At 66.8% G+C, this 18,675-nt stretch carries 13 protein-coding genes; 10 read left to right on the top strand and 3 right to left on the bottom strand.

Annotated features, from left to right (window positions below; genetic code table 11):
* Nucleotides 1–12: 12 nt before the first annotated feature.
* Genes DL240_RS11945 through DL240_RS11925 form a run of 5 tightly spaced genes read left to right on the top strand, consistent with a single transcriptional unit; the run spans nucleotide 13 to nucleotide 8,853 of the window.
* Entirely contained in the window at nucleotides 13–888 is an 876-nt protein-coding gene (locus tag DL240_RS11945; protein ID WP_111730130.1) for a DUF58 domain-containing protein, read from the top strand.
* Complete coding sequence (locus DL240_RS11940; RefSeq protein ID WP_111730129.1) at nucleotides 885–2,006, top strand: hypothetical protein; 1,122 nt, start codon at nucleotides 885–887, stop codon at nucleotides 2,004–2,006. The genes DL240_RS11945 and DL240_RS11940 overlap by 4 nt, the downstream gene beginning before the upstream one ends.
* A complete protein-coding gene (locus DL240_RS11935) occupies nucleotides 2,003–3,076 on the top strand; it encodes a VWA domain-containing protein (protein ID WP_111730128.1) in 1,074 nt (357 codons plus the stop codon). The genes DL240_RS11940 and DL240_RS11935 overlap by 4 nt, the downstream gene beginning before the upstream one ends.
* Nucleotides 3,077–3,088: 12 nt before the next feature.
* Entirely contained in the window at nucleotides 3,089–6,277 is a 3,189-nt protein-coding gene (locus DL240_RS11930) for a VWA domain-containing protein (protein ID WP_111730127.1), read from the top strand.
* Nucleotides 6,277–8,853 (top strand): BatD family protein, encoded by a 2,577-nt coding sequence (locus DL240_RS11925; protein ID WP_111730126.1) that lies wholly within the window; start codon nucleotides 6,277–6,279, stop codon nucleotides 8,851–8,853. The genes DL240_RS11930 and DL240_RS11925 overlap by 1 nt, the downstream gene beginning before the upstream one ends.
* A 309-nt stretch (nucleotides 8,854–9,162) precedes the next feature.
* Here DL240_RS11925 and DL240_RS11920 read toward each other — a convergent pair whose 3' ends face one another.
* From DL240_RS11920 to DL240_RS11910, 3 genes are all read right to left on the bottom strand, one after another.
* Nucleotides 9,163–10,401: a flotillin family protein gene (locus tag DL240_RS11920; RefSeq protein ID WP_111730125.1), complete on the bottom strand. Its 1,239-nt coding sequence runs from the start codon at nucleotides 10,399–10,401 to the stop codon at nucleotides 9,163–9,165.
* 56 nt (nucleotides 10,402–10,457) lie between these two features.
* Nucleotides 10,458–11,879 carry a flotillin family protein gene (locus DL240_RS11915; RefSeq protein ID WP_158542514.1) on the bottom strand — a complete coding sequence of 474 codons (1,422 nt, stop codon included), beginning with the start codon at nucleotides 11,877–11,879 and terminating at the stop codon, nucleotides 10,458–10,460.
* 83 nt (nucleotides 11,880–11,962) lie between these two features.
* Nucleotides 11,963–12,604: a hypothetical protein gene (locus tag DL240_RS11910; RefSeq protein WP_111730123.1), complete on the bottom strand. Its 642-nt coding sequence runs from the start codon at nucleotides 12,602–12,604 to the stop codon at nucleotides 11,963–11,965.
* A gap of 271 nt (nucleotides 12,605–12,875) precedes the next feature.
* Between DL240_RS11910 and DL240_RS11905 the strand changes: the two genes are divergently transcribed.
* The 5 genes from DL240_RS11905 (at nucleotide 12,876) to DL240_RS11885 (ending at nucleotide 18,667) form a co-directional block, all read left to right on the top strand.
* A complete protein-coding gene (locus DL240_RS11905) occupies nucleotides 12,876–13,268 on the top strand; it encodes a hypothetical protein (protein ID WP_111730122.1) in 393 nt (130 codons plus the stop codon).
* Between the two features lie 61 nt (nucleotides 13,269–13,329).
* Nucleotides 13,330–15,018: a ribonuclease J gene (locus DL240_RS11900; protein ID WP_111730121.1), complete on the top strand. Its 1,689-nt coding sequence runs from the start codon at nucleotides 13,330–13,332 to the stop codon at nucleotides 15,016–15,018.
* Between the two features lie 21 nt (nucleotides 15,019–15,039).
* Entirely contained in the window at nucleotides 15,040–17,034 is a 1,995-nt protein-coding gene (locus DL240_RS11895) for a TrkH family potassium uptake protein (RefSeq protein WP_111730120.1), read from the top strand.
* A gap of 28 nt (nucleotides 17,035–17,062) precedes the next feature.
* The gene (locus tag DL240_RS11890; RefSeq protein ID WP_111730119.1) at nucleotides 17,063–17,728 is read left to right on the top strand and encodes a potassium channel family protein; all 666 of its coding nucleotides are present in this window, start codon (nucleotides 17,063–17,065) and stop codon (nucleotides 17,726–17,728) included.
* A 3-nt stretch (nucleotides 17,729–17,731) separates the two neighbouring features.
* Nucleotides 17,732–18,667, top strand: coding sequence for a HAMP domain-containing protein (locus tag DL240_RS11885; protein ID WP_111730118.1), 936 nt, complete (start codon nucleotides 17,732–17,734; stop codon nucleotides 18,665–18,667).
* The last annotated feature ends 8 nt before the right edge of the window (nucleotides 18,668–18,675 follow it).

Here is an 18,675-nt window from a genome sequence, read left to right as displayed (position 1 = left end):
GACACCACCCCCATGCTCCCCAGCGAATTATTCAAAGCGGTACGCCACCTGGAGATCGTCGCGCGACGCGCGGTCAACGATCACCTGGCCGGCCAGTATCACAGCGTCTTCAAAGGGCGCGGGATGGACTTCCTCGACGTGCGCGCCTATCAGCCCGGCGATGACATCCGCGTCATCGACTGGAACGTCAGCGCCCGCACCGATGAACTCCACGTCAAGCAGTTCACCGAGGAGCGCGAGCTCACCGTCTTTCTGGTCGTCGACGCCTCCGGCTCCCAGTCCTTTGGCACCCGTCATCGCCGCAAGCAGGAGACGGCGGCCGAGCTGGCCGCGCTCATCGCCTTTAGCGCCATCACCAACAACGATCGCGTGGGCCTGATCGTGTTCACCGACCAGGTCGAGGTCTTTCTCCCGCCCCGCAAAGGCAAAAAGCACGTCTTGCGGGTTATCAAAGAGATTTTGGAGCCCCGGCCCCCTCGCCAGAAGACCTCGATCAAGACCGCCCTGGAGTACCTCACCCGCATCAGCCGCAAGCGCTCCATCGCCTTTGTGATCAGCGACTTCCTCGACAGCGATTACGAGCGCAGCCTCAAGGTCGCCAACCGCCGCCACGAGCTCATCCCTCTGGTGGTGGTCGACCCCATGGAGCAGCGCATCCCCGAGATGGGCCTGGTGCACTTCGAAGACCCGGAGACCGGCCAGGTCCTCCCGGTCGACACCTCCTCCAAAGCGGTGCGCGAGGCCTTTGCCGCCCACATGGCCCGGGTACGCCGCGACCAGGAGCGCACCTTTCGAAAACTGCGCATCGACAGCGTGACCATCGACACCGATCAAAACCACATCGATCGTCTGGTGCGCTACTTCAAAGAGCGCGCGAGGAAAGCATGAGCAACCCCGGCCTGACACCCCCGAGGGGGCGCGCCCGCACCCGCTACGCCGGGCCCCTGTGCGCCCTGCTGCTGGCGGCGTCTCCCGCCGCGCTGGCCCAACCTGTGCCCGAGGCTCCGGCCGGGAATGTTGTGGCCGAGACCGAGGCCCCGGCGCCCCCGGCCACCGAAGACCTGGAGCTCGTCCACCACGAGCTCACCCTGCCCCCGGAGCTGAAAGTCGGCGAGGAGGTCGCGCTGCGGGTGGAAGTCCGTCACCGCCCGGATCTGCGGCTGACCGTGCGCCCCGACGCCGAGGGCTCGCGCTGGGAGCGCGTCTCCCTGGACTCCGAAACCCGCGATGAGGGCGGCTTCAAGATCACCACCTTCGACCTGGCATACGCCGTCTTTCGCCCCGGCCAGACGCGCTCTCCAGAGGTCGTGATCCGGGCCCTGGGCAGCGATGGCGAGCCTCAAGAGCTCCGAGTGCCCGGATCGCCGGTTCACGTCGCGCCGATCAGCGCCAATGACGCCGGGCTCCTCGGCGCGCGCGGTGCCCGCGCGCTGCTGATCTCCGACGCCACGCCCTACCTGGTGGGGGGCGCGGCGCTGGGCCTGGTCCTGATGGGAGCGGCCGGCGCGCTCTTGGCGCGCCGTCGGCGCCGCGCGCTGCTGCCGGAAACCCCGCGCCTGCCGGCTCCGGAGGAGGCCCTCCAGAAGCTCGAACACCTCGCCAGATCCAGCCTCCTGGACGATGGGGAGTTCATGGCCTACTACGTGCGCCTCTCCGAGACGATTCGCACCTACCTGGGCCGCCGCTGGGACTTCCCCGGCACCGAGCTGACCACCTCCGAGATCGTCGAGCGCCTCAGCCAGCGCGCCGAGCTCCCGGCCGACCTGGAGGCCGGCGACATCGCCCGCTGGTTGCGCGCCTGCGACCGCGTCAAATTCGCCGGCCACGTCCCGGCCGGCGCCGAGGCCCGACAGCATCTGCAGTCGGCCTTTCACCTGGTGGAGCGCACTCGTCAGGCGGTCGAGCCCCCGGTCGAGACACCGGCCGAGGCCCCCGCGCCGGCCCCGCAGGCCCCTGAGCCCTCCCAGAGCGCCCTATCCGATGACTCCGCCCCGGAGGACGCATGATCCACAGCGCCCCCCTTGTCGCCAGCGTGGGCTTTGCCCATCCCTGGGTGCTGGCCCTGCTCATCCTGGTCCCGATTCTGGGCATCTTTTTCATCGCGCCGCGCTTTCGGGCGCGCCGCCAGCCCTCCTTTCTCTTCTCGGCGACCGGGCGGCTGGCCGAACGCCCCCGCGGGCCCCGGGTCGTCCTCGATCCCCTGATCGATCTGGCCATGCTCGCCGCCCTGGCTGCGATGATCGTCGCCCTGGCCCGGCCCCAGACCTCCGAGCCCCTGCCCACCGCGGTGGAGGGCATCGACATCTTCGTGGCGCTGGACATGAGCGGCTCGATGCGCGCCATCGATCTCGACGTCTCCCAGGCCCGCGCCATCGAGGCCCGCGGACAACGCCCCCCCACCCGCTTTGAAGACGCCGTGCGCACCCTGCGAGAGTTCGTGGCCACCCGCCACCACGATCGCATCGGCGTGGTGCTCTTTGCCCAGGACGCCTTCCTGCAATTCCCGCTCACCCTGGATCACGAGCTCCTGGACGCCAGCCTGGCCGACCTGCAACTCGGCGACATCGACGACTCGGGCACCGCCATCGGCAACGCCCTGGGGCGCGCGGTGGCCGGCCTGGTCGACAGCCAGGCCGAGTCCAAACTCATCATCCTCATCACCGACGGCGACCGCCGCGGCGGCAACATCTCGCCACTGCAGGCCGCGGAGATGGCCGCGGAGATCGACGCGGTCGTCTACCCGATCCTCGTCGGCCGCGAAGGCAACGCCCTGATGGCCGCCGGGCGCGACATCTTCAGCGGGCGCACCGCCTATCAGAGCGCGGAGTTCCCCATCAATCCCGAGCTGATGACGCAGATCGCCGAGACCACCGGCGGTCAGTATTTTCGAGCCTTCGATGCGCGCTCGATGCGCGAGGATCTCCACGAGATCATCGACGCCTACGACCGCAGCGAGCTCGAAGACACCAAGAGCGTGCGCTACCAGGAGCACTTCCACCTCTGGGCGCTCCTCTCCCTGCTCCTGCTCAGTGTTCACTTCTTCGCGCGGCACACCCTGTGTCGGACCTTTCCCTGAACGGAGGCGCCGATGGTGTTCGCAAAGACCGATAACCTCTTCTGGCTTCTGATCCTGCTGCCCCTGGCCCTCTCCTGGGTCAGCTACGAGCTGTGGCGCCGCGGCGTGCTGCGCCGCCTGGGCGACCTGCCGCTGATCACGGCGATGACCGCCTCGTTTAACCCCACCCGCAAGTTCGCCGCGCGCCTCTGCCAGCTCGGCGCCATCGCGCTGCTGGCCATCGCCCTGGCCCAGCCCCAGTGGGGTATCAGCGAGGCCCCCTCCACCCGCGAGGGGCTCGACGTCGTCTTTGCCATGGACCTCTCCCGCAGCATGCTCGCTGAAGACGTGGCCCCCAACCGTCTGGAGGCCGCCAACCGCGAGATTCAGACCTTTATGACCCGTCTGGCCGGCGACCGCGTGGGCCTGGTGATCTTTACCTCCCTCTCCTTCCCCCAGGCCCCGCTGACCACGGATTACGCGGCCATCAACTTCTTTTTGCGTCGCGTCCACCCCGAACAGATCCCGGTGGGCGGCACCTCGTTGGGAGCCGCGCTGGTCGACGCCACCGAGCTACTCACCGGTCGCCACGACGAGGAAGGCGACGCCGAGGCGATGCAACGCGCGCCCAACCAGGTCATCGTGCTCATCACCGATGGCGAAGATCACGAGTCCAACCCGATGGCCGCCGCCGAACGCGCCCGCGAGCTGGGCATTCGCGTGGTCACCGTGGGCGTGGGCAGCCGCGAGGGCGCCCGCGTGCCGGTCTTTGGGAAGCATGGCGAGCGCCGTGGCTACCAGCGCGACCGCAATGGCGAGTACGTGGTCACCACCCTGGATGAGGAGACCCTGCGGCAGGTCGCGCAGACCACCGGCGGCATCTACATTCACTTCGATCGCCCCGGCGCGGTGGCCAACGCCCTGGTCGGCTACCTGGACCAGCTGGAGCGCACGCAGTTTGAAGACCGCCTGCGCGACCGCTACATCGACCGCTTTATGCTCTTTTTGATCCCGGCCTTTCTCCTGACGCTGCTCTCCATCGTGCTCGGCCAGCGGGTGCTCCCGGCCCCGGGCATCGACCCGCTGCGCCGTCGCCTGCGCCAGATCCTCCCCTTCACCCTGGTCCTGGTGCTTCTGGGCGCCGCCGGCTGCGAGCCCCCGCCGCGCCCCGACGCCACCATTGAGGAGGCCAACGCGCTGATCGACCAGGACAAGCACGCCGAGGCGCTCGAGCTCCTCGACAGCGTCGATGACCTCCACGGCCAGCGGCCCGAGTTTCATTACAACCGCGGCCGGGCCCTGCTGGGCATGGAGCGCTTCGACGAGGCCCGCGAGGCCTTTGCCCGCGCGCTCACCGTCGACGATCCGGAGTTTCGTGCGGCCATCCTCTACAACCTGGGGCTGAGCCTGGCCGGGCTACAAGACTGGCGCGAGGCCCACGACGCCTTCCGCCAGGGCCTGCGCCTCTACCAGAGCATTGAAGCGCCCGAAGACCCCGAACTCGGTGAGGCGCTGCGCCACAACCTGGAGGTCGCCCTGCGCGCGCTCTACCCGCCCTGCGCGACCTTTGAAGACGAGCTCGAGCCCAACAACACCCCCGAGCAGGCCCACACCATCGAAGAGCCCTCGCTCAGCGACCTCACGCTCTGCGGCAACGATCCGGATCTCTTTCAGATCACCGCCGTGCCGGGCACGCTGCTGGGCGCCACCCTCCAGGCCACCGAGTTGCGGGAGGAGCCCGACCCTGAGCGGGTCTTTCTGCCCGAGCCCGGCGCGCTGCGCCTGGTGATCTACGGCCCCAGGGGTCAGAGCGTGCTGGCCATCGACGAAGGCCTCGGCGATGACGACGACAGCCTGCGCGGGCAAAACGCGCGCGGCGAAGTCCGCCGCCATATCGACGAGGTCGTGCTCAGCGAAGCCCTCCTCGGCGCGGCGACCCCCACCCCGGTCTTCATCGCGGTGCAGGCCGACCCGGGCCTGGAGTTTTCCTACTCGCTCGATGTGCGCTTTGTGCCCCCCTGCGACGCCCTCCAGGAAGCCGGGGAGCCCAACAACGACGCCTCTCGAGCGACTATGCTGGAGGGCAACGAACACCAGGCCCACCTCTGCCCCGGCGACGAAGACTGGTTCACCCTGGAGGTCGGCGACGCCCAGACCCTCTTTATCGACGCGCAGGCCCACCCCGATCCGGAGTCCGAAGAGCCCCCGCAACTGGCCATGGAGCTGCGCGACGCGGCCTCCGGCGAGCTATTGGCCAGCGGGCTGCCTCAGGGGGGCTTTTTGAGCGCGGGGATCCCGGAACTTCAGGGCGTGGAACAAATCCACGTGCGTGTACTCGGCAGCGACCCCGCGCAGAAGGGCCCCTACGCGCTCAACGTCTATCCCTTTAAGGCCTGCCCCCAGGGCAACGACGCGTACTGGCCCAACAACGGCCCCGGCGAAGCGGCCAGCCCCGGCCAGGATCAACAGCAGATTCGCTACGCGCGCCTCTGCCCCGGGGAGTCGGACTTCTTCAAGGTGCCGGTCGGGGAGGAGGGCAAGGTCCAGTGGGCCCTCTCCACGCTGCCGCCCCGGGCCTGGACGCCCGAGGCCGACCTCAGCGCCGAGCTTCCCTACGGAGCATTCGCCGAGCAGCTCCTCTCCCACGTGGATCCGACACATGGCGAAGAGCTCCAGCAGGCCGAACCCGCTGAGAGCCCGGCCCCCCTCGATCCGAGGGCGCCCCGGGCGGAGACCCTTGATCAGGCGCTGCTCGTAGAAGAGCTCGACGGCGAACACGCGATCCTCAAGGTCTCCGGCGCCCCGGGCTTCTACCACCTCCAAAACCTGGACGCTCAGGGAGGCGGCGGCTCCGACTCCCAGGATCAGCAGGACCAAGAAGACCAGCAGGACCAAGAGGACCAAGAGGACCAGCAGGACCAGCAGGACCAAGAGGACCAGCAGGACCAAGAGGACCAAGAGGACAGCTCACAAAACGAAGACTCGCAGGACGACTCCAGCAACGAAGACGACGCCGAGCAAGAGGAGGCGCAGCCTTCGGAGCCCGAAGACAAGGGTCAGGAAGAGCCCCGCACCGCCGAGGCCGCCGAAGAAGCGCCCGGCGATCCGGATCGCGAAGAGCTCATGGAGATCCTGCGGGCCCTGGAGCAGAGCGACGACAACTTCCAGCTCAAGAAGTCGCTCGAAGACCTCCCCCCTCGCTTTATCGAGAAGGACTGGTAATGCGCCTTAACGTCACCTCATCGTTGCACACCGCCTGCGCGCTCCTGGGATGTCTGGCGGTGCTCTTCACCGCCGGGCCCGTGTCGGCCCAGCAGGACGTCGACATCTCGGTGAACGTTGACCCCCGCGTGGTCGCTCCCGGCCAACTCGTGGAGTACACGATCGACGTGCGGGTCGCGGGCAATTACGACATCCGCATCGAGCGCGACCCACGTTTTGGGGAGTTTCGGGTGGTCGGCGCCGGAAGCGCGCCCTCGATGGTCTTTCGCAACGGGCAGACCGAGCGCTCGCTGCGGCAGCGCTACCAGCTACGCGCGCCGGAGCGTCACGACATCCACACCATCGAACCGCCCCGGGTGCGCGTGGGGTCGCGCTCGTTGACCCCCAACCCGGTCAGCGTGCGGGTGACCGCCCCCGACCAGCTGCCTCAGGCGCCCGCCGGCGCCTCACACCACAAGGGGGTGGCCTTTCTTGACGTGGCCATCGAACCGGCCGGGCGCGATCCCTACCTCGGAGAGCAGATCACGCTGATCTACAAGCTCCACACCAGCGCCCGGGGACAGGGGCTGCGCGCGCGCCCCACCACCGACCCCTCGCTCGACGACTTCTGGGTCGAAGACTTAAGCAACCAGGTGGTCAAGCGCCGCGAGACGCGCACCATCCAGGGCCAACGCTGGAACGTGTTCCAGGTACGGGGCTACGCGCTCTTCCCATTAAAGAGCGGCGAGTTGACCATCGACGCGATGAACCTGCCTCTGGTGCGGGCCTCGCTCTTTGGGCGAGGGGAACAGATCGACGTGTCCTCCGAGGCCCTCACCCTCAACGTGCAAGAGCTCCCCGCAGGCGCTCCGGCGGGGTTTGCCGACGAAAACGTGGGCCAGTGGTCCCTGACCTCGAACCTCGACTCCACCAGCGCCCGCGTTGGCGGCACCCTGGATTACGTCCTGACCCTCGAAGGCCGCGGACGGGTCGGGCGACTCAAACTCCCGCAGCTCACCGACACCGAGGCCTTCCGGGTCGTGGCGGTGAACGATGAGCCGGAGCAGCTTCGCCAGGACACCGAGATTCACGGGCGCCGCCGGGTGCGCTACACGCTGATGCCCCTGAAAGAAGGCGAACTGACGATTCCGGGGATGGAAGTGCACTATTTCGACCCGGAAGACGCGACCTACAAAAGCGCCACGGTGGCGGCGCGTACGATCCACGTGGAACCCGGCCAGCTCCCGGACCCGGGCCCGGAAGACGAGCTCGTGGAGGTTCGACGGGGGGAGTCTGGCGAGTCGGGCTTTGAGCTACTGGACCTGGAGACCATCGCCACCGAGGGGGCGTTTGGACCGGGCCGCGCCCCGGGCAATCCCCTCCCCTTCTGGTTCTGGCTGGTTCCCCTGCTGGGGCTGGGCGCCCTGGGCGTCGAGGCGCCGCTTCGGCGTCGCCTCCGCGCGCGCCTGGGCCTCGGGCGCGCCCGACGTCAGCTCCGCGCCGAGCTCGACGCCACGCTCAAGCTCGCCGAAGACGCCACCGACGCCGAACGCGACGCGGCGCTGCTGCGCGCCCTGGGCCTGGTGCTGGAGCGCGGGCTTCAGGTGCAGGTCGGCGCGCTGACCCCGAGTGATGTGCGGCGCGCGCTTCAGGAACGCGGGCTGGCGCCCTCGCTCATCGACGAGAGCTGCGACCTGGTCCGGGAGCTGACCCGCGGGCGCTACGCGCCCGGCGCCGCCTCGCCAGAGCCCCGGGTGCCCCGGGCCCGCCAGGTGCTCGACCAGCTCTTTGAGGCCTCCGCACCACAGCGCCCCGCGCCGACCTCGCGGGCGGCCCTGCTTCTTTTGGCGGGCCTGGCCTCCCTGGGCGTCTGGACCAGCGAGCTCCCCTGCGCCCAGGCCCAGGAAGCCACCGACTCACAGGCCCAGGCGCTCTGGGAGGCCGGCGACTACGCCGAGGCCTCCCGCGCCTGGGCGCAGGCCGCCGAACGCACGCCGACCCCCGAAGCCTGGTACAACGCCGGCACCGCCGCGCTGCGCGCCGGCGACACCGGCCCGGCGCGCCTCTATCTGGAGCGCGCCGCGCTGACTCACGCGCATCACCCCGGCGTCAGCGCGAACCTCCAGACGACGGTGAACCTGGTCAGCCTGGAAGACCCCAACGCCGCGCGCTTTGGCGCGCAAAGCCCGGTGGTGGTCTGGACTCTGCGCGTGGGCCCCTGGCTGGCCGCGCTGGCGCTGTGGCTGGCGCTGGCGCTGGCGTTGCTCCGGCGCTTTGCCCGGCGCCCGGACGCCGCGGTGGTGCGAGCCGCCGGCCGCAGCGCGCTGGCGCTTGCCGCCCTGGTGGGGGCTCTGCACCTGGGGTTGGGCCAGCTCTCCGGACCGACGCGCCTGGCCGTGGCGCTGGAGAAGACCTCGCTGCACGTGGCGCCCTCCCCCCACGCCGCCCGTCATCCGGAGCACCCAGAGCTGGGGGCCGGCGCGGTGGTCGATCTGGCACGCCAACGCGAGGGATGGATCGAGGTGACCCTCCCCACCGGCGACACCGGCTGGGTGAAGGCCGGAGAGGTCGAAGCGGTTCAGACCGAGGCTCCCTGAACACCGCCTTCCCCTCGCCATGGCGTTCGCGAACCCCTCACGCCCCCCTCAACACCCTACCCGGTCACTTCGCGAACGCCTCACGACCCCCTCAACACCCTACCCGGTCACTTCGCGAACGCCTCACGACCCCCTCGACGCCCCGAAAGGGGTATACCCATCTCAAGAACCGGGCCCCAGCGGGGAGCGCACGCGCTCCAGCCCTCCGCTGGCCACAAAAAAAGCCGCTCCCCACACGGGGAGCGGCTTTTTTGTTCATGCGTTCCGACACGATGCGTGAGGCACACGAGGCGCCTCACGCCCGGCGCCTTACTTCGACTCCTGCATGGCCGCCAGCCCCTGCAACATGCGCGGCAGGTCCATGCCCAGCGTCTGCTTGATCTGCTCCGAGCCGCTGGCCGCCTTCATCGGCGCAGTCCCGTGACGATCGACGTCTTGGAGCTGAGAGTCGATGACCGTGATCTTGTCGATCTTGATCTCCTGAACCGTCGAGAGCATGGAGTCCAGGATCGTATCAAATTGCTGCAAGAGGAAGATCGGGCGCGCGGAATCACCGGCGCTCTTCCAGGTCTCGATGAGCTCGCGCAACGCGATGACGTTGGCCTTGCCGTCTTCGATAAACGAGGCGGCGTTGGCCTTGGCCTGAGCCTCCAGCTCGGACTTGCGAGCCTGGGCCGGCTGAATCAGGTCTGCCGCCAGCTGGCGCTTCACCTGCTCCAGGCGCGCGCGTTGCACATCGAGGTTGGCCCGGGCCTTGGCAACCATCGCCCCGACCTTGGCACGCTCCTCGGCCACCATCGCCTCGCCACGGGTCTGCGCGTCGATCACCCGACGCTCAGCCTCGGCCTTGGCGATCTCCATCTGCGCGTTGACCTTGGCCGTGGCCCGCTTCTGCTGGTTCTCCGCGTCGAGCACGCTGGCCTCCGCGCGGTTATGAGCCTCGGCGATGCGGCTATCCATCAACAGCGACGCCGACTGCTGACGACCGATCGAGTCGAGGTAACCCTGGTCGTCGCTGACATGCTGAATGTTCAGCGTGTCGAGCTCCAGACCGATGCGCGTCAGATCGTGTTCGGCCTCTTCAGAGAGCGACTGCGCAAACTTGATGCGGTCATCGTTAACCTCTTCCGGCGTCAGCGTCGCCAGCACCCCACGCAGGTTCCCCTCCAGGGTTTCCTTGGCGATCTGAATGATCTGCTGGCGCGTCATGCCCAGAAAACGCTCCACGGCGTTGTCGATCAGCGGCGAACGGCTCCCGACCTTGACGTTGGCCACGCCCTTCACGCTGAGCGGGATCCCGCCCTTGGAGTAGGCGTTGGTCACGTGCAGATCGATGACCATGTTGGTCACGTCGAGGCGATCGACGCGGTGGAAAAGCGGGTTCCGAATTTTGCGTCCGCTGTGGACGATGGTGTAGCCGGCGGCCGTCTTCTCACCGCTGAAGACCAGCACCTCGTTGGGCTGGCAGACCTCGATCAGATGGGTGGCCGCAATGACGGCGATCACCGCCAGGACGAAGACGACACCAAAAAGGGCGAAGATTCCCATGAGTTCTCCTTATGCGATGCCCCCGGCGGGGCAGCGGGTCGAGATGCGCGAAACGATCAGGCCTTTTCGGTCGGACCGTCGCGCTCTTCGCCAAGTTTCGGAATGGAATGCTGCGTGGTCGGACGCTTCGAAAAGAGATCGGCACCTTCGGAGAGGCGACGCCCCGACGAGGGCCGAGCAGCGGTCTGGCTCGGGGTCGCACTCGCCGCGTCGGTCATCCCACCGCCGCCGGTAAGCACAGCCTCGATATCGATGCCCACCGTCTCGCGCATCTCCTTGAAGAGACCGCTGACAATCCCGGGGAAGGAGCTGACGTAGTTGGGCAGCGCCTTGCCATTGCCACTGTCGATGAGCGCAACCTCCCGCACTTCGACCTGACGGGCGGCATCGGCCACACGCTTCATCACCGACTCCATCCGCTGGAGAATGAAGACATCCATGGCCGCATCGCCCGCATCGACCCAGACCCCGGTCATCATGCGCAGCACCTCGGCCATGGCGCGACCGCGCTCGGCGATCTCGGCGGCTTCACCGGCGGCGGTCAACTCCCGCGCCACCTTGTCGGCCTCGGCCGGGATGACGACGTCGGCCTGCAGGCGCAACTTCTCCAACTCGGTACGCACCTGCTGGAGCTCCTGCTCCGCCTCGGCCCGGGCGGTCATCGCCCGCGCGGTGGCTCGCTCCTCTTCCGAGCGGGCGCGCAGCTCCAGGTCGGCCTGCAGCTCGCGCAGGGCGTTTTGCACCCGCTGGATCTGAGCCTGAGCGTTGCGCCGGGCCACCTCACCGCGCCCCTGAGCCCCGGCTTCGGCCTCTTCGGCGCTCTTCACCGCGTTGGACTCGGCGACCTCGGCCACCTTCAAGATCTCGGCGATGCGCTTACGACCGATGGAATCGAGATAATCCCGATCGTCGGCGACGTTCTGGATCTTCAGCGTATCCAGGTGCAGCCCCAGCTTCTCCAGATCGGGCTCGGCCTCCCTGGCGAGCTGGTCGGCAAAAAGCAGACGGTTCTCGTTGACCTGCTCCGGGGTCAGCGTGGCCAGCACCCCGCGCAGGTTCCCCTCCAGCGTCTCCTGGGCCACCCGCATGATCTCACTGCGTCCTCGTCCCAGAAAACGCTCCACGGCGTTGTGGATCGAGGTGTCGCTGCTGTCGATCTTCACGTTGGCCACCGCCTGAAGGTTCAGCGGAATCCCGCCCCGGGAGTAGGCGCCGGTGATGCTGATATGCACCGGCATCACCGTCAGGTCGAGCCGATCCACCTTCTCAAAGAAGGGGTTAAAGAGGCGACGCCCTCCGGCCAGCACCTGGTAGCCCCGCACTGAACCATCGGCCAGGCGATAGTCCTTACCCGAGAAGATCAAGACCTCATTGGGGCGACAGACCCGCAAAAAGTAGCGGTAGGCCCAGATCAGCGCCGAGATCGCCACGAACCCGAAGATCCCGGCAAAGATCACGGTAACGACGATATTTTCCATAGCCTCCATCCCTCGTTGTTGAGCACCTCGCCAGACCCGCGCATCGGCGAGCCCGAAGCCCTCATGGTTGCCCGGAGCTTTAGTTAGCCCTGGCGCCTCTCTTCTAATGCGCTCATATCGACCACCCGCGCCACCCCATCTTCAATCCCCAGCACAAAACAGGATTCGTTCAGGTCGAGGACGAGGTCCTCGTCATCGGTGATGGCGATCACGTCCATACTGCGGCCGCTGATACTGACCCGAACCTTGCCCTTCTGCCCCTTTTTCACCGGCAGAAGCACGCGTCCGATCGTGCCGACAAAATCGCTATCGTTGGTCGCCCTCCCGCCTTCGCTCAACCCACCGAGGTAGAGCATATAGCTGACCGAGAGCCCGGTCCCCAGCCCGGCCAGAGTGGAAAGCCCCAGCGCCAGCCCTGCGCCGGCCATATCCAGCACCGTCAACAACGTGCCGGTCAGCCCGAAGAAGGCCATGGTGTAGGTATAAAACTTAAAGCTGCGCAGGGGTCGAAAGCGCCGCCCCTGGTGCGTCTCAAAGTCTTTCTCCACCTCGCCATCGAAATCCCCATCGCCGTCGGCGTCGAAATCGACCTCCCCATCGCCGTCCAGATCGAGGTCGGCCTCCCCGTCAGCCTCCAGATCCCCATCGCCTCCCAGACCGCTGAAGACGGTCATCGCAACAAAGAGGCCCCCGAAGACCAGACAGAAGACATAAAACGCGAGCATAACAGACCCGTTCTCTCGACAGACGAAGGCGTCGGATGAGCAACACTCGGCCGATCGCGTCAGCTTCGCTGCTCCATAAATCCCGATGGTGGGCACTCTTACCGCATGTGCGAAGCCTTTGATATCGCGCAATGCCCGCCCGATCAAGGCAACTCACGCCCGCACAGCCCGGGCAAAATCAACCGGATATCGCCTCCCTCCCTTTTCCTTCGGGGGAATACCTGCTAGGCTACGGGCTGTTAACGCTGACGAAAATGATGAGTTCTTGGGCATGACCGGGCCTCTCACTCACATCACACTCAAGTACTTCTTTAGCGCCATCGCGTTCACGATGGCGTTGCTGCTAACGCCACGCGCGCTGGTCGACAATGCCACCGGCGCGCACGTGGACGGGCAAGAGATCCCGGTGCAGCTACTTGAGCGACCCGAAGATTGCCTGTGGTGCACTCCGCCGCCGACCTACGATTCGTGTGAGAGCGACGATATCGCCTCCCAGCACTGGCTGAACCCCGACCAGGCCCCCCGGCGGATTTCGGCACACCCTGCCAGGATGATGACGCCCTTGAGCGTCCCGGCGCCTGAAGGCGCGCGTGGCAGCGAACACCTTTTCGAAGTGACCTTTTGGATTCACCCCCACCTATCACAACACAGTCAGGGCCCCTGACCTCGTCACGCGCCATGGGATGCGTGGCCCGGGCCGACGTACACCTGTACTTTGAGGATTCATGAGTGAACAACAACTGCTACCCGCCCCCCCCAGGAAAGACTACCTGCGCTACATCCCGCTGGGAGGCCTCGACGAGGTAGGGATGAACTGCTCGATCATCGAGTGCAACGGCTCGATGCTGATGATCGATTGCGGCATCACCTTCCCGGAAACCGGCGACTTCGGCGTCGACATCGTGCTGCCCGACTGGCGCTACGTGCTCGACAACCTGGACCGTCTCGATGGCATCCTGCTGACCCACGGTCACGAGGATCACATCGGGGGCGCCCCCTTCTTCCTGCAGGAAGTCGACGTGCCGGTTTACGGCGGTCGCCTCACCCTGGGGATGCTCAACCGCAAGCTCCAGTCGCACGGCCTGGGCAACCAGGTCGACCTGATCGAAGTGGAGCCCGGCGAGCAGCTCGAAATCGGCCCCTTCGTCGTCGAGTTTGTGCACATCAACCACTCGGTGCCCAACGCCATGTCCATCGCGTTGCACACCCCGCTGGGCACGGCCATCTTCACCGGGGACTGGAAGATCGACCAAACCCCGATGTACGAGCCCATGACCGACCTGCCCCGCTTCTCGGCGCTGGGCGATCAGGGCGTGCTCGCCCTCTTCGGCGACAGCACCAACTCGGAAGTTCCCGGCTTTACCCGCAGTGAACGCGCGGTGTTCCAGGGGTTTGCCGAGGTCTTCGACGAAGCCCCCGGCCGCATCATCGTCGCGCAGTTCTCCAGCAACCTCTACCGGGTGGCCGGTCTTTTGGAGCTGGCGCATCGAAACCGGCGCAAAGTCGTGCTCATGGGCACCAGCCTGGTCAAAAACTCCAACATCGCCCGCGACTTAGGCTTTCTCCCCTTCCCTCCCGAGGATGTCCTTATCAATCCGGAGGAGATGGAGAAGTACCCCGACAAGCGCCTGCTGATCATCTCCACCGGCAGCCAGGCCGAGCCCCGCTCCTCGCTGGCGCGCATGGCCTTTGGCGACCATCGCCATGTCGATGTGCAAAAGGGTGACACCATCGTCTTGAGTGCCCGACAGATCCCGGGCAACGAGTACGGCATCAACTCGATGGTCAACGCGCTCTACAAGCGCGGTGCCACCATCATCACCGCCGACGACAAGGTCATCCACGGCTCCGGGCACGCCAAGCAGGAAGAGCTCAAGCTGATGCTCAACCTCACCCGCCCCACCCACCTGATTCCGGTGCATGGCGAGTACCGCATGCGCATGGGACACGCCAATCTCGGCAAAGACGTGGGCATTGAGCACACTCACCTCATCGAAAACGGCGACTGCCTCCAGTTCACCGAGGCCGGCGTCGAAGTCATCGGGCGAGTGCACCACGGCCGCATGCTCGTCGACGGCCGCAACGTCGGTGATACCGAAGATTTCCAGCTGCGGGATCGGCGCAAGCTGGCCAGCGCCGGGATCGTGGTCGCCATGGGCATCGTCGATCGCGAGTCGGGCTCCCTCATCGCCCCGCCGGCGGTTCTGCAGCGGGGAGTGGTCGGAAGCGCCGAGAGCGATGACGTGCTCGAACAGGCCGCCCAGGCCGCCTGGAACGGCGTGCAGGAGCTCTCCCGCGCGGCCCGCGGTGATATCTCCGAGGTCAAGGAGGCCATTCGCACCCACATCCGTCGCTACATCAGCAAAGAGCTGGGACGGCGTCCGGTGGTGATTCCGGTGGTGCACGAGCTCTAATGGCGTTATAGAGCGCTCGCCATGCTGACTCGACCTTCCATGTCCCGCGCGCTTTTACGCGCGGGAGCCCCGTCCTTCGTGCTTGCCTGGGGCTCGACCTTTTTTGCCCCCCGACTCCTCTCGGAGATCGGGTCGATCTGGGTAGGGATCATCGCAGCCCTGGTGATCTGGATGCTCACCAGCGCACGACTCTGGCAACGCAGTTGGGCGCGCGCGCTCTCCCTGGGGACCACCTTCATCGGGCTCGCCCCGACACTGCTGGTCTCGGCCACCCGGCCGGGACCAGCTTTTTTGTGGGCGCTGGGCTTCCTTTTAGGGGGATACTGGCTCCTGTGGCTGCAAGAAAGCGAACCTCCGGATCGCGGACGCTGGGCGTCTACCGCCGTGGGGGCTTCCCTGGGCATGGTGGCGGTCTGGCTCAGCGAGGTCATCGCCGTAGCGCCCCCCACGCTGGGGATGTCGGTTGTAGGGGCCTCCATTCTCGCGGCCCTCGCGCTGATGGGCCATTGCCTCTGGCGTTGTGGTCAGGCCCCCCGCGAACTCGCCGGGCTGGGGGTGGTACTGGCATTGACCGGACCACTCCTACTCGCGGTGGGAGCCTCGGTCTCGCTCGCGATGAGCCTGTGGGCGCTCGTCGTCATCCTCCTCACCCTGCGCCTGTGGGCCCTCGATCGCCCGGTTACCGACCCCGAAGCCCACTGGTGGGAGCCGGTCGCCGCCAACCCGGCGCGCCTGCTGGCGGCCACCTTCCTGGCGACCTGCATGGTCGGCGGCCTCTTCCTCGCGATTCCCCAGGCCAGCACCCACTCCATCGATCTGATCGACGCGTTCTTCACCGCGGTCAGCGCCACCTGCGTGACCGGTCTGGTGGTGCTCGACACCGCCAGCGACTTCAGCACCGTGGGTCAACTCATCATCCTGGCCCTGATCCAGATCGGCGGGCTCGGCATCATGACCTTCTCCACGGCCGCCTTCCTGATCCTGGGCAAACGGCTGAGCATGCGCCACGAAGGCGCCATCGCTCAGCTCATCGGCGAGCGCGACCGCGGACAGATCACCGACGCCCTCAGGCTAATTCTGATCGTGACCTTCGCCAGCGAAGCCCTCGGGGCGCTGATCCTCAGCACACTCTGGTGGCTCGAAGGCCTCAGCCCCTCGCGAGCGCTCTGGGAAGGCATCTTCACCGCAATCTCGGCCTTCTGTAACGCCGGCTTTGCCCTGCGCTCCGACAGCCTGGTCAGCGCCCAGAACAACCCGGCCATCTTGATGACCGTCGGCGCCTTGATCGCCGTCGGCGGCCTGGGCCCGGCGGTCGTCGCCTCACTTCCCCGCTGGTGGCGAGGCCGCAGCACCTCGCTGCATGTGCGCATCGTCCTGACCACCTCCGTGCTCTTGTGGGGGCTGCCGGCCATCTTTTTCTTTTTCTCCGAAGCCGCCCACAGCTTCGAAAATCTGACGCTCTTCGACCGGATCTTTAACGCGCTCTTTCAGTCGATTACGCTGCGCACCGCCGGATTCAACTCCGTGGACTTTACGCTCCTGCATCCGGGCAGCGTCCTGATCATGATCATAGCGATGTTCATCGGCGGCTCTCCCGGGTCGACCGCCGGAGGCATCAAGACCACGACCCTGGCCCTGCTCTTCCTGGTGGTCAAAAGCGCCCTGGCCAACCAGTCCGAAGTCGAGGCCTTTGGCTACCGCATCCCCCAGCAGACGATCTTCCGCTCGGCAGCCATCGCCACCGTCGGGGCCATGGTAGGAGTGGTGATGACGCTGGCGCTGCTCATCACCCAGCACATGCCCTTTATGGTGGCAATCTTCGAGACCCTGAGCGCGCTGGGCACCGTCGGTCTGAGCATCGGCGGCACGGCAATGCTCGATAACGTGGGCAAAATCATCGTGATGCTGGCCATGTTCATCGGCCGTATCGGCCCCTTGACGCTTTTCCTCTTGCTGGCCTCCCGGCCTCCTCGCGCCGGATGGAATCGCCCCACGCGCGGGCTCCCGGTAGGCTAATCCGCCGCACTCACTCGGAACGCAGACCATGACTCAACAAGTACTCATCGTGGGGCTGGGCCAGTTTGGAATGGCGCTGGCTCGCTCGCTCTCCAGCCAGGGCGTCGACGTGCTGGCCGTCGACGCCAAAGAGGATCTCGTCCAACAAGCGGCCGGCTTCGCCGCCGAAGCCGCCTGCTTTAACGCCATGGACGAAGACGCCCTGGCCCGGGCCGCCCCGGAGCGCCGCGACATCTGCGTCTGCGCCATCGGCGACGAGTCCCGCGAAGGCGCCATCGTGGTCACCGCGCTCCTACGAAAAATGGGCGCGCAACGCGTGGTCGCCCGCGCGACCGACGAACTCCTGGAGCGCATCCTCCACCTGGTCGGCGCCCACGAGGTCGTCAACCCGGAGCGCGCCTTCGGGGAGCGCCTGGCCACACGCATGCTCTACAGCGGCGTGCTCGAAGAAGTCCCGCTGGGCGAAGATCTCGTGCTCACCGAGCTGCGCCCACCGCAGGCAATGCTCGGGCGCAACCTCAAAGAACTGCAGCTCCCCACCCGCGTGGGCGTCAACGTCGTGGCCATTCGACGCGTGGTCGAGGGACGAGGCACCGTCGAGCTGCCCGAACCCGACACCGTTCTTCAAACCGACGACATCCTGGTGGTCGTCTCGCGCAGCGACGCCGCCCGCCAGCTCGTCGACTGGGTCTGAGCCATGCGTGTACGTACCGAAATCACCTCCTTGTTGATCGCGCTGCTCACCCTGCAGATCATGACCTCGCTGGGGGCCATCGGGCTGCTCTCGCGCATGGCCCCGGCCATTGAGCAGATCATTGAGGAGAACTCGTACTCCATCATCGCCGTGGAGCAGATGCTGGTCATCCTGGGCGACGCACCGGTGAGCCAGGCCGAACGCGACCGCTTTGATGAGGCGTTGGCCCGCGCCAACACCAACATCACCGAACCCGAAGAAGCGCCGGCCCTCCAGACCATCGAAGCCCATTATCAGGCCGCGCTCATCGGCGACGTTCAAGCCCGCAGCGAGACCATCGCCGCGCTCAGCGAGCTGGCCAGCATCAACCACAGCTCCATGGCAGACATGGATGAACGCGCCAAACGCATGGGCATCTCCGGGGCCTGGGCGGCGATGATCCTGGGCGTCATCAGCGTCTTTCTGGGGCTGGTCTTCGCCCGCCGCCTCCTCCATCGCATTGTCGAGCCCGCGGAAGGCTTCCAGGCCACCGCGCGCGCATTCAACGCCGGCGACCTCCTGCGCCGCGTTCACCTGGACGCACCGCCCCCGGAGTTTGACGAGACGGCGCGCTGCCTCAACACCCTCCTCGATGCCCACCAGGCCCAGCGCCACGGCGGACAAATCGATGCCACCGGGGAGCACCTGAGCATGGCCGGCGCCGACCGCGAACGTCGCCTCGTACTGGCACTTCTCGACGACCTGGACCGCCCGGCGGCGCTCATCGGCCCCGACGACCGGATTCTGGCCACCAACGCCGCGGCCTTAGACCTCCCACACGAGCTACGCATCCAGCTGCGTCAGCTCGACTCCCTCCCCGAGGAAGAACGCCGCTGGAGCGCTCGCCACCTCAACGACGAGCTGGTCCTGGCCACGCTGATAAGCGAACCCGCTGCTTGATTTATCGA

Origin of the sequence: Lujinxingia litoralis (genome assembly GCF_003260125.1) — a bacterium.
Taxonomy (GTDB): Bacteria; Myxococcota_A; Bradymonadia; order Bradymonadales; family Bradymonadaceae; genus Lujinxingia; species Lujinxingia litoralis.
Note: the sequence above shows the minus strand (reverse complement) of the source record. Positions and strands in the feature narration are given on the sequence as shown.

What these genes read in the sequence shown, in the direction of transcription:
- DL240_RS11915 (WP_158542514.1), bottom strand. Translation starts at nt 11,879, where the DNA reads ATGGAAAATATCGTCGTTACCGTGATCTTTGCCGGGATCTTCGGGTTC.
- DL240_RS11940 (WP_111730129.1), top strand. Translation starts at nt 885, where the DNA reads ATGAGCAACCCCGGCCTGACACCCCCGAGGGGGCGCGCCCGCACCCGC.
- DL240_RS11925 (WP_111730126.1), top strand. Translation starts at nt 6,277, where the DNA reads ATGCGCCTTAACGTCACCTCATCGTTGCACACCGCCTGCGCGCTCCTG.
- DL240_RS11930 (WP_111730127.1), top strand. Translation starts at nt 3,089, where the DNA reads ATGGTGTTCGCAAAGACCGATAACCTCTTCTGGCTTCTGATCCTGCTG.
- DL240_RS11920 (WP_111730125.1), bottom strand. Translation starts at nt 10,401, where the DNA reads ATGGGAATCTTCGCCCTTTTTGGTGTCGTCTTCGTCCTGGCGGTGATC.
- DL240_RS11910 (WP_111730123.1), bottom strand. Translation starts at nt 12,604, where the DNA reads ATGCTCGCGTTTTATGTCTTCTGTCTGGTCTTCGGGGGCCTCTTTGTT.
- DL240_RS11885 (WP_111730118.1), top strand. Translation starts at nt 17,732, where the DNA reads ATGCGTGTACGTACCGAAATCACCTCCTTGTTGATCGCGCTGCTCACC.
- DL240_RS11890 (WP_111730119.1), top strand. Translation starts at nt 17,063, where the DNA reads ATGACTCAACAAGTACTCATCGTGGGGCTGGGCCAGTTTGGAATGGCG.
- DL240_RS11945 (WP_111730130.1), top strand. Translation starts at nt 13, where the DNA reads ATGCTCCCCAGCGAATTATTCAAAGCGGTACGCCACCTGGAGATCGTC.
- DL240_RS11900 (WP_111730121.1), top strand. Translation starts at nt 13,330, where the DNA reads ATGAGTGAACAACAACTGCTACCCGCCCCCCCCAGGAAAGACTACCTG.
- DL240_RS11935 (WP_111730128.1), top strand. Translation starts at nt 2,003, where the DNA reads ATGATCCACAGCGCCCCCCTTGTCGCCAGCGTGGGCTTTGCCCATCCC.
- DL240_RS11895 (WP_111730120.1), top strand. Translation starts at nt 15,040, where the DNA reads ATGCTGACTCGACCTTCCATGTCCCGCGCGCTTTTACGCGCGGGAGCC.
- DL240_RS11905 (WP_111730122.1), top strand. Translation starts at nt 12,876, where the DNA reads ATGACCGGGCCTCTCACTCACATCACACTCAAGTACTTCTTTAGCGCC.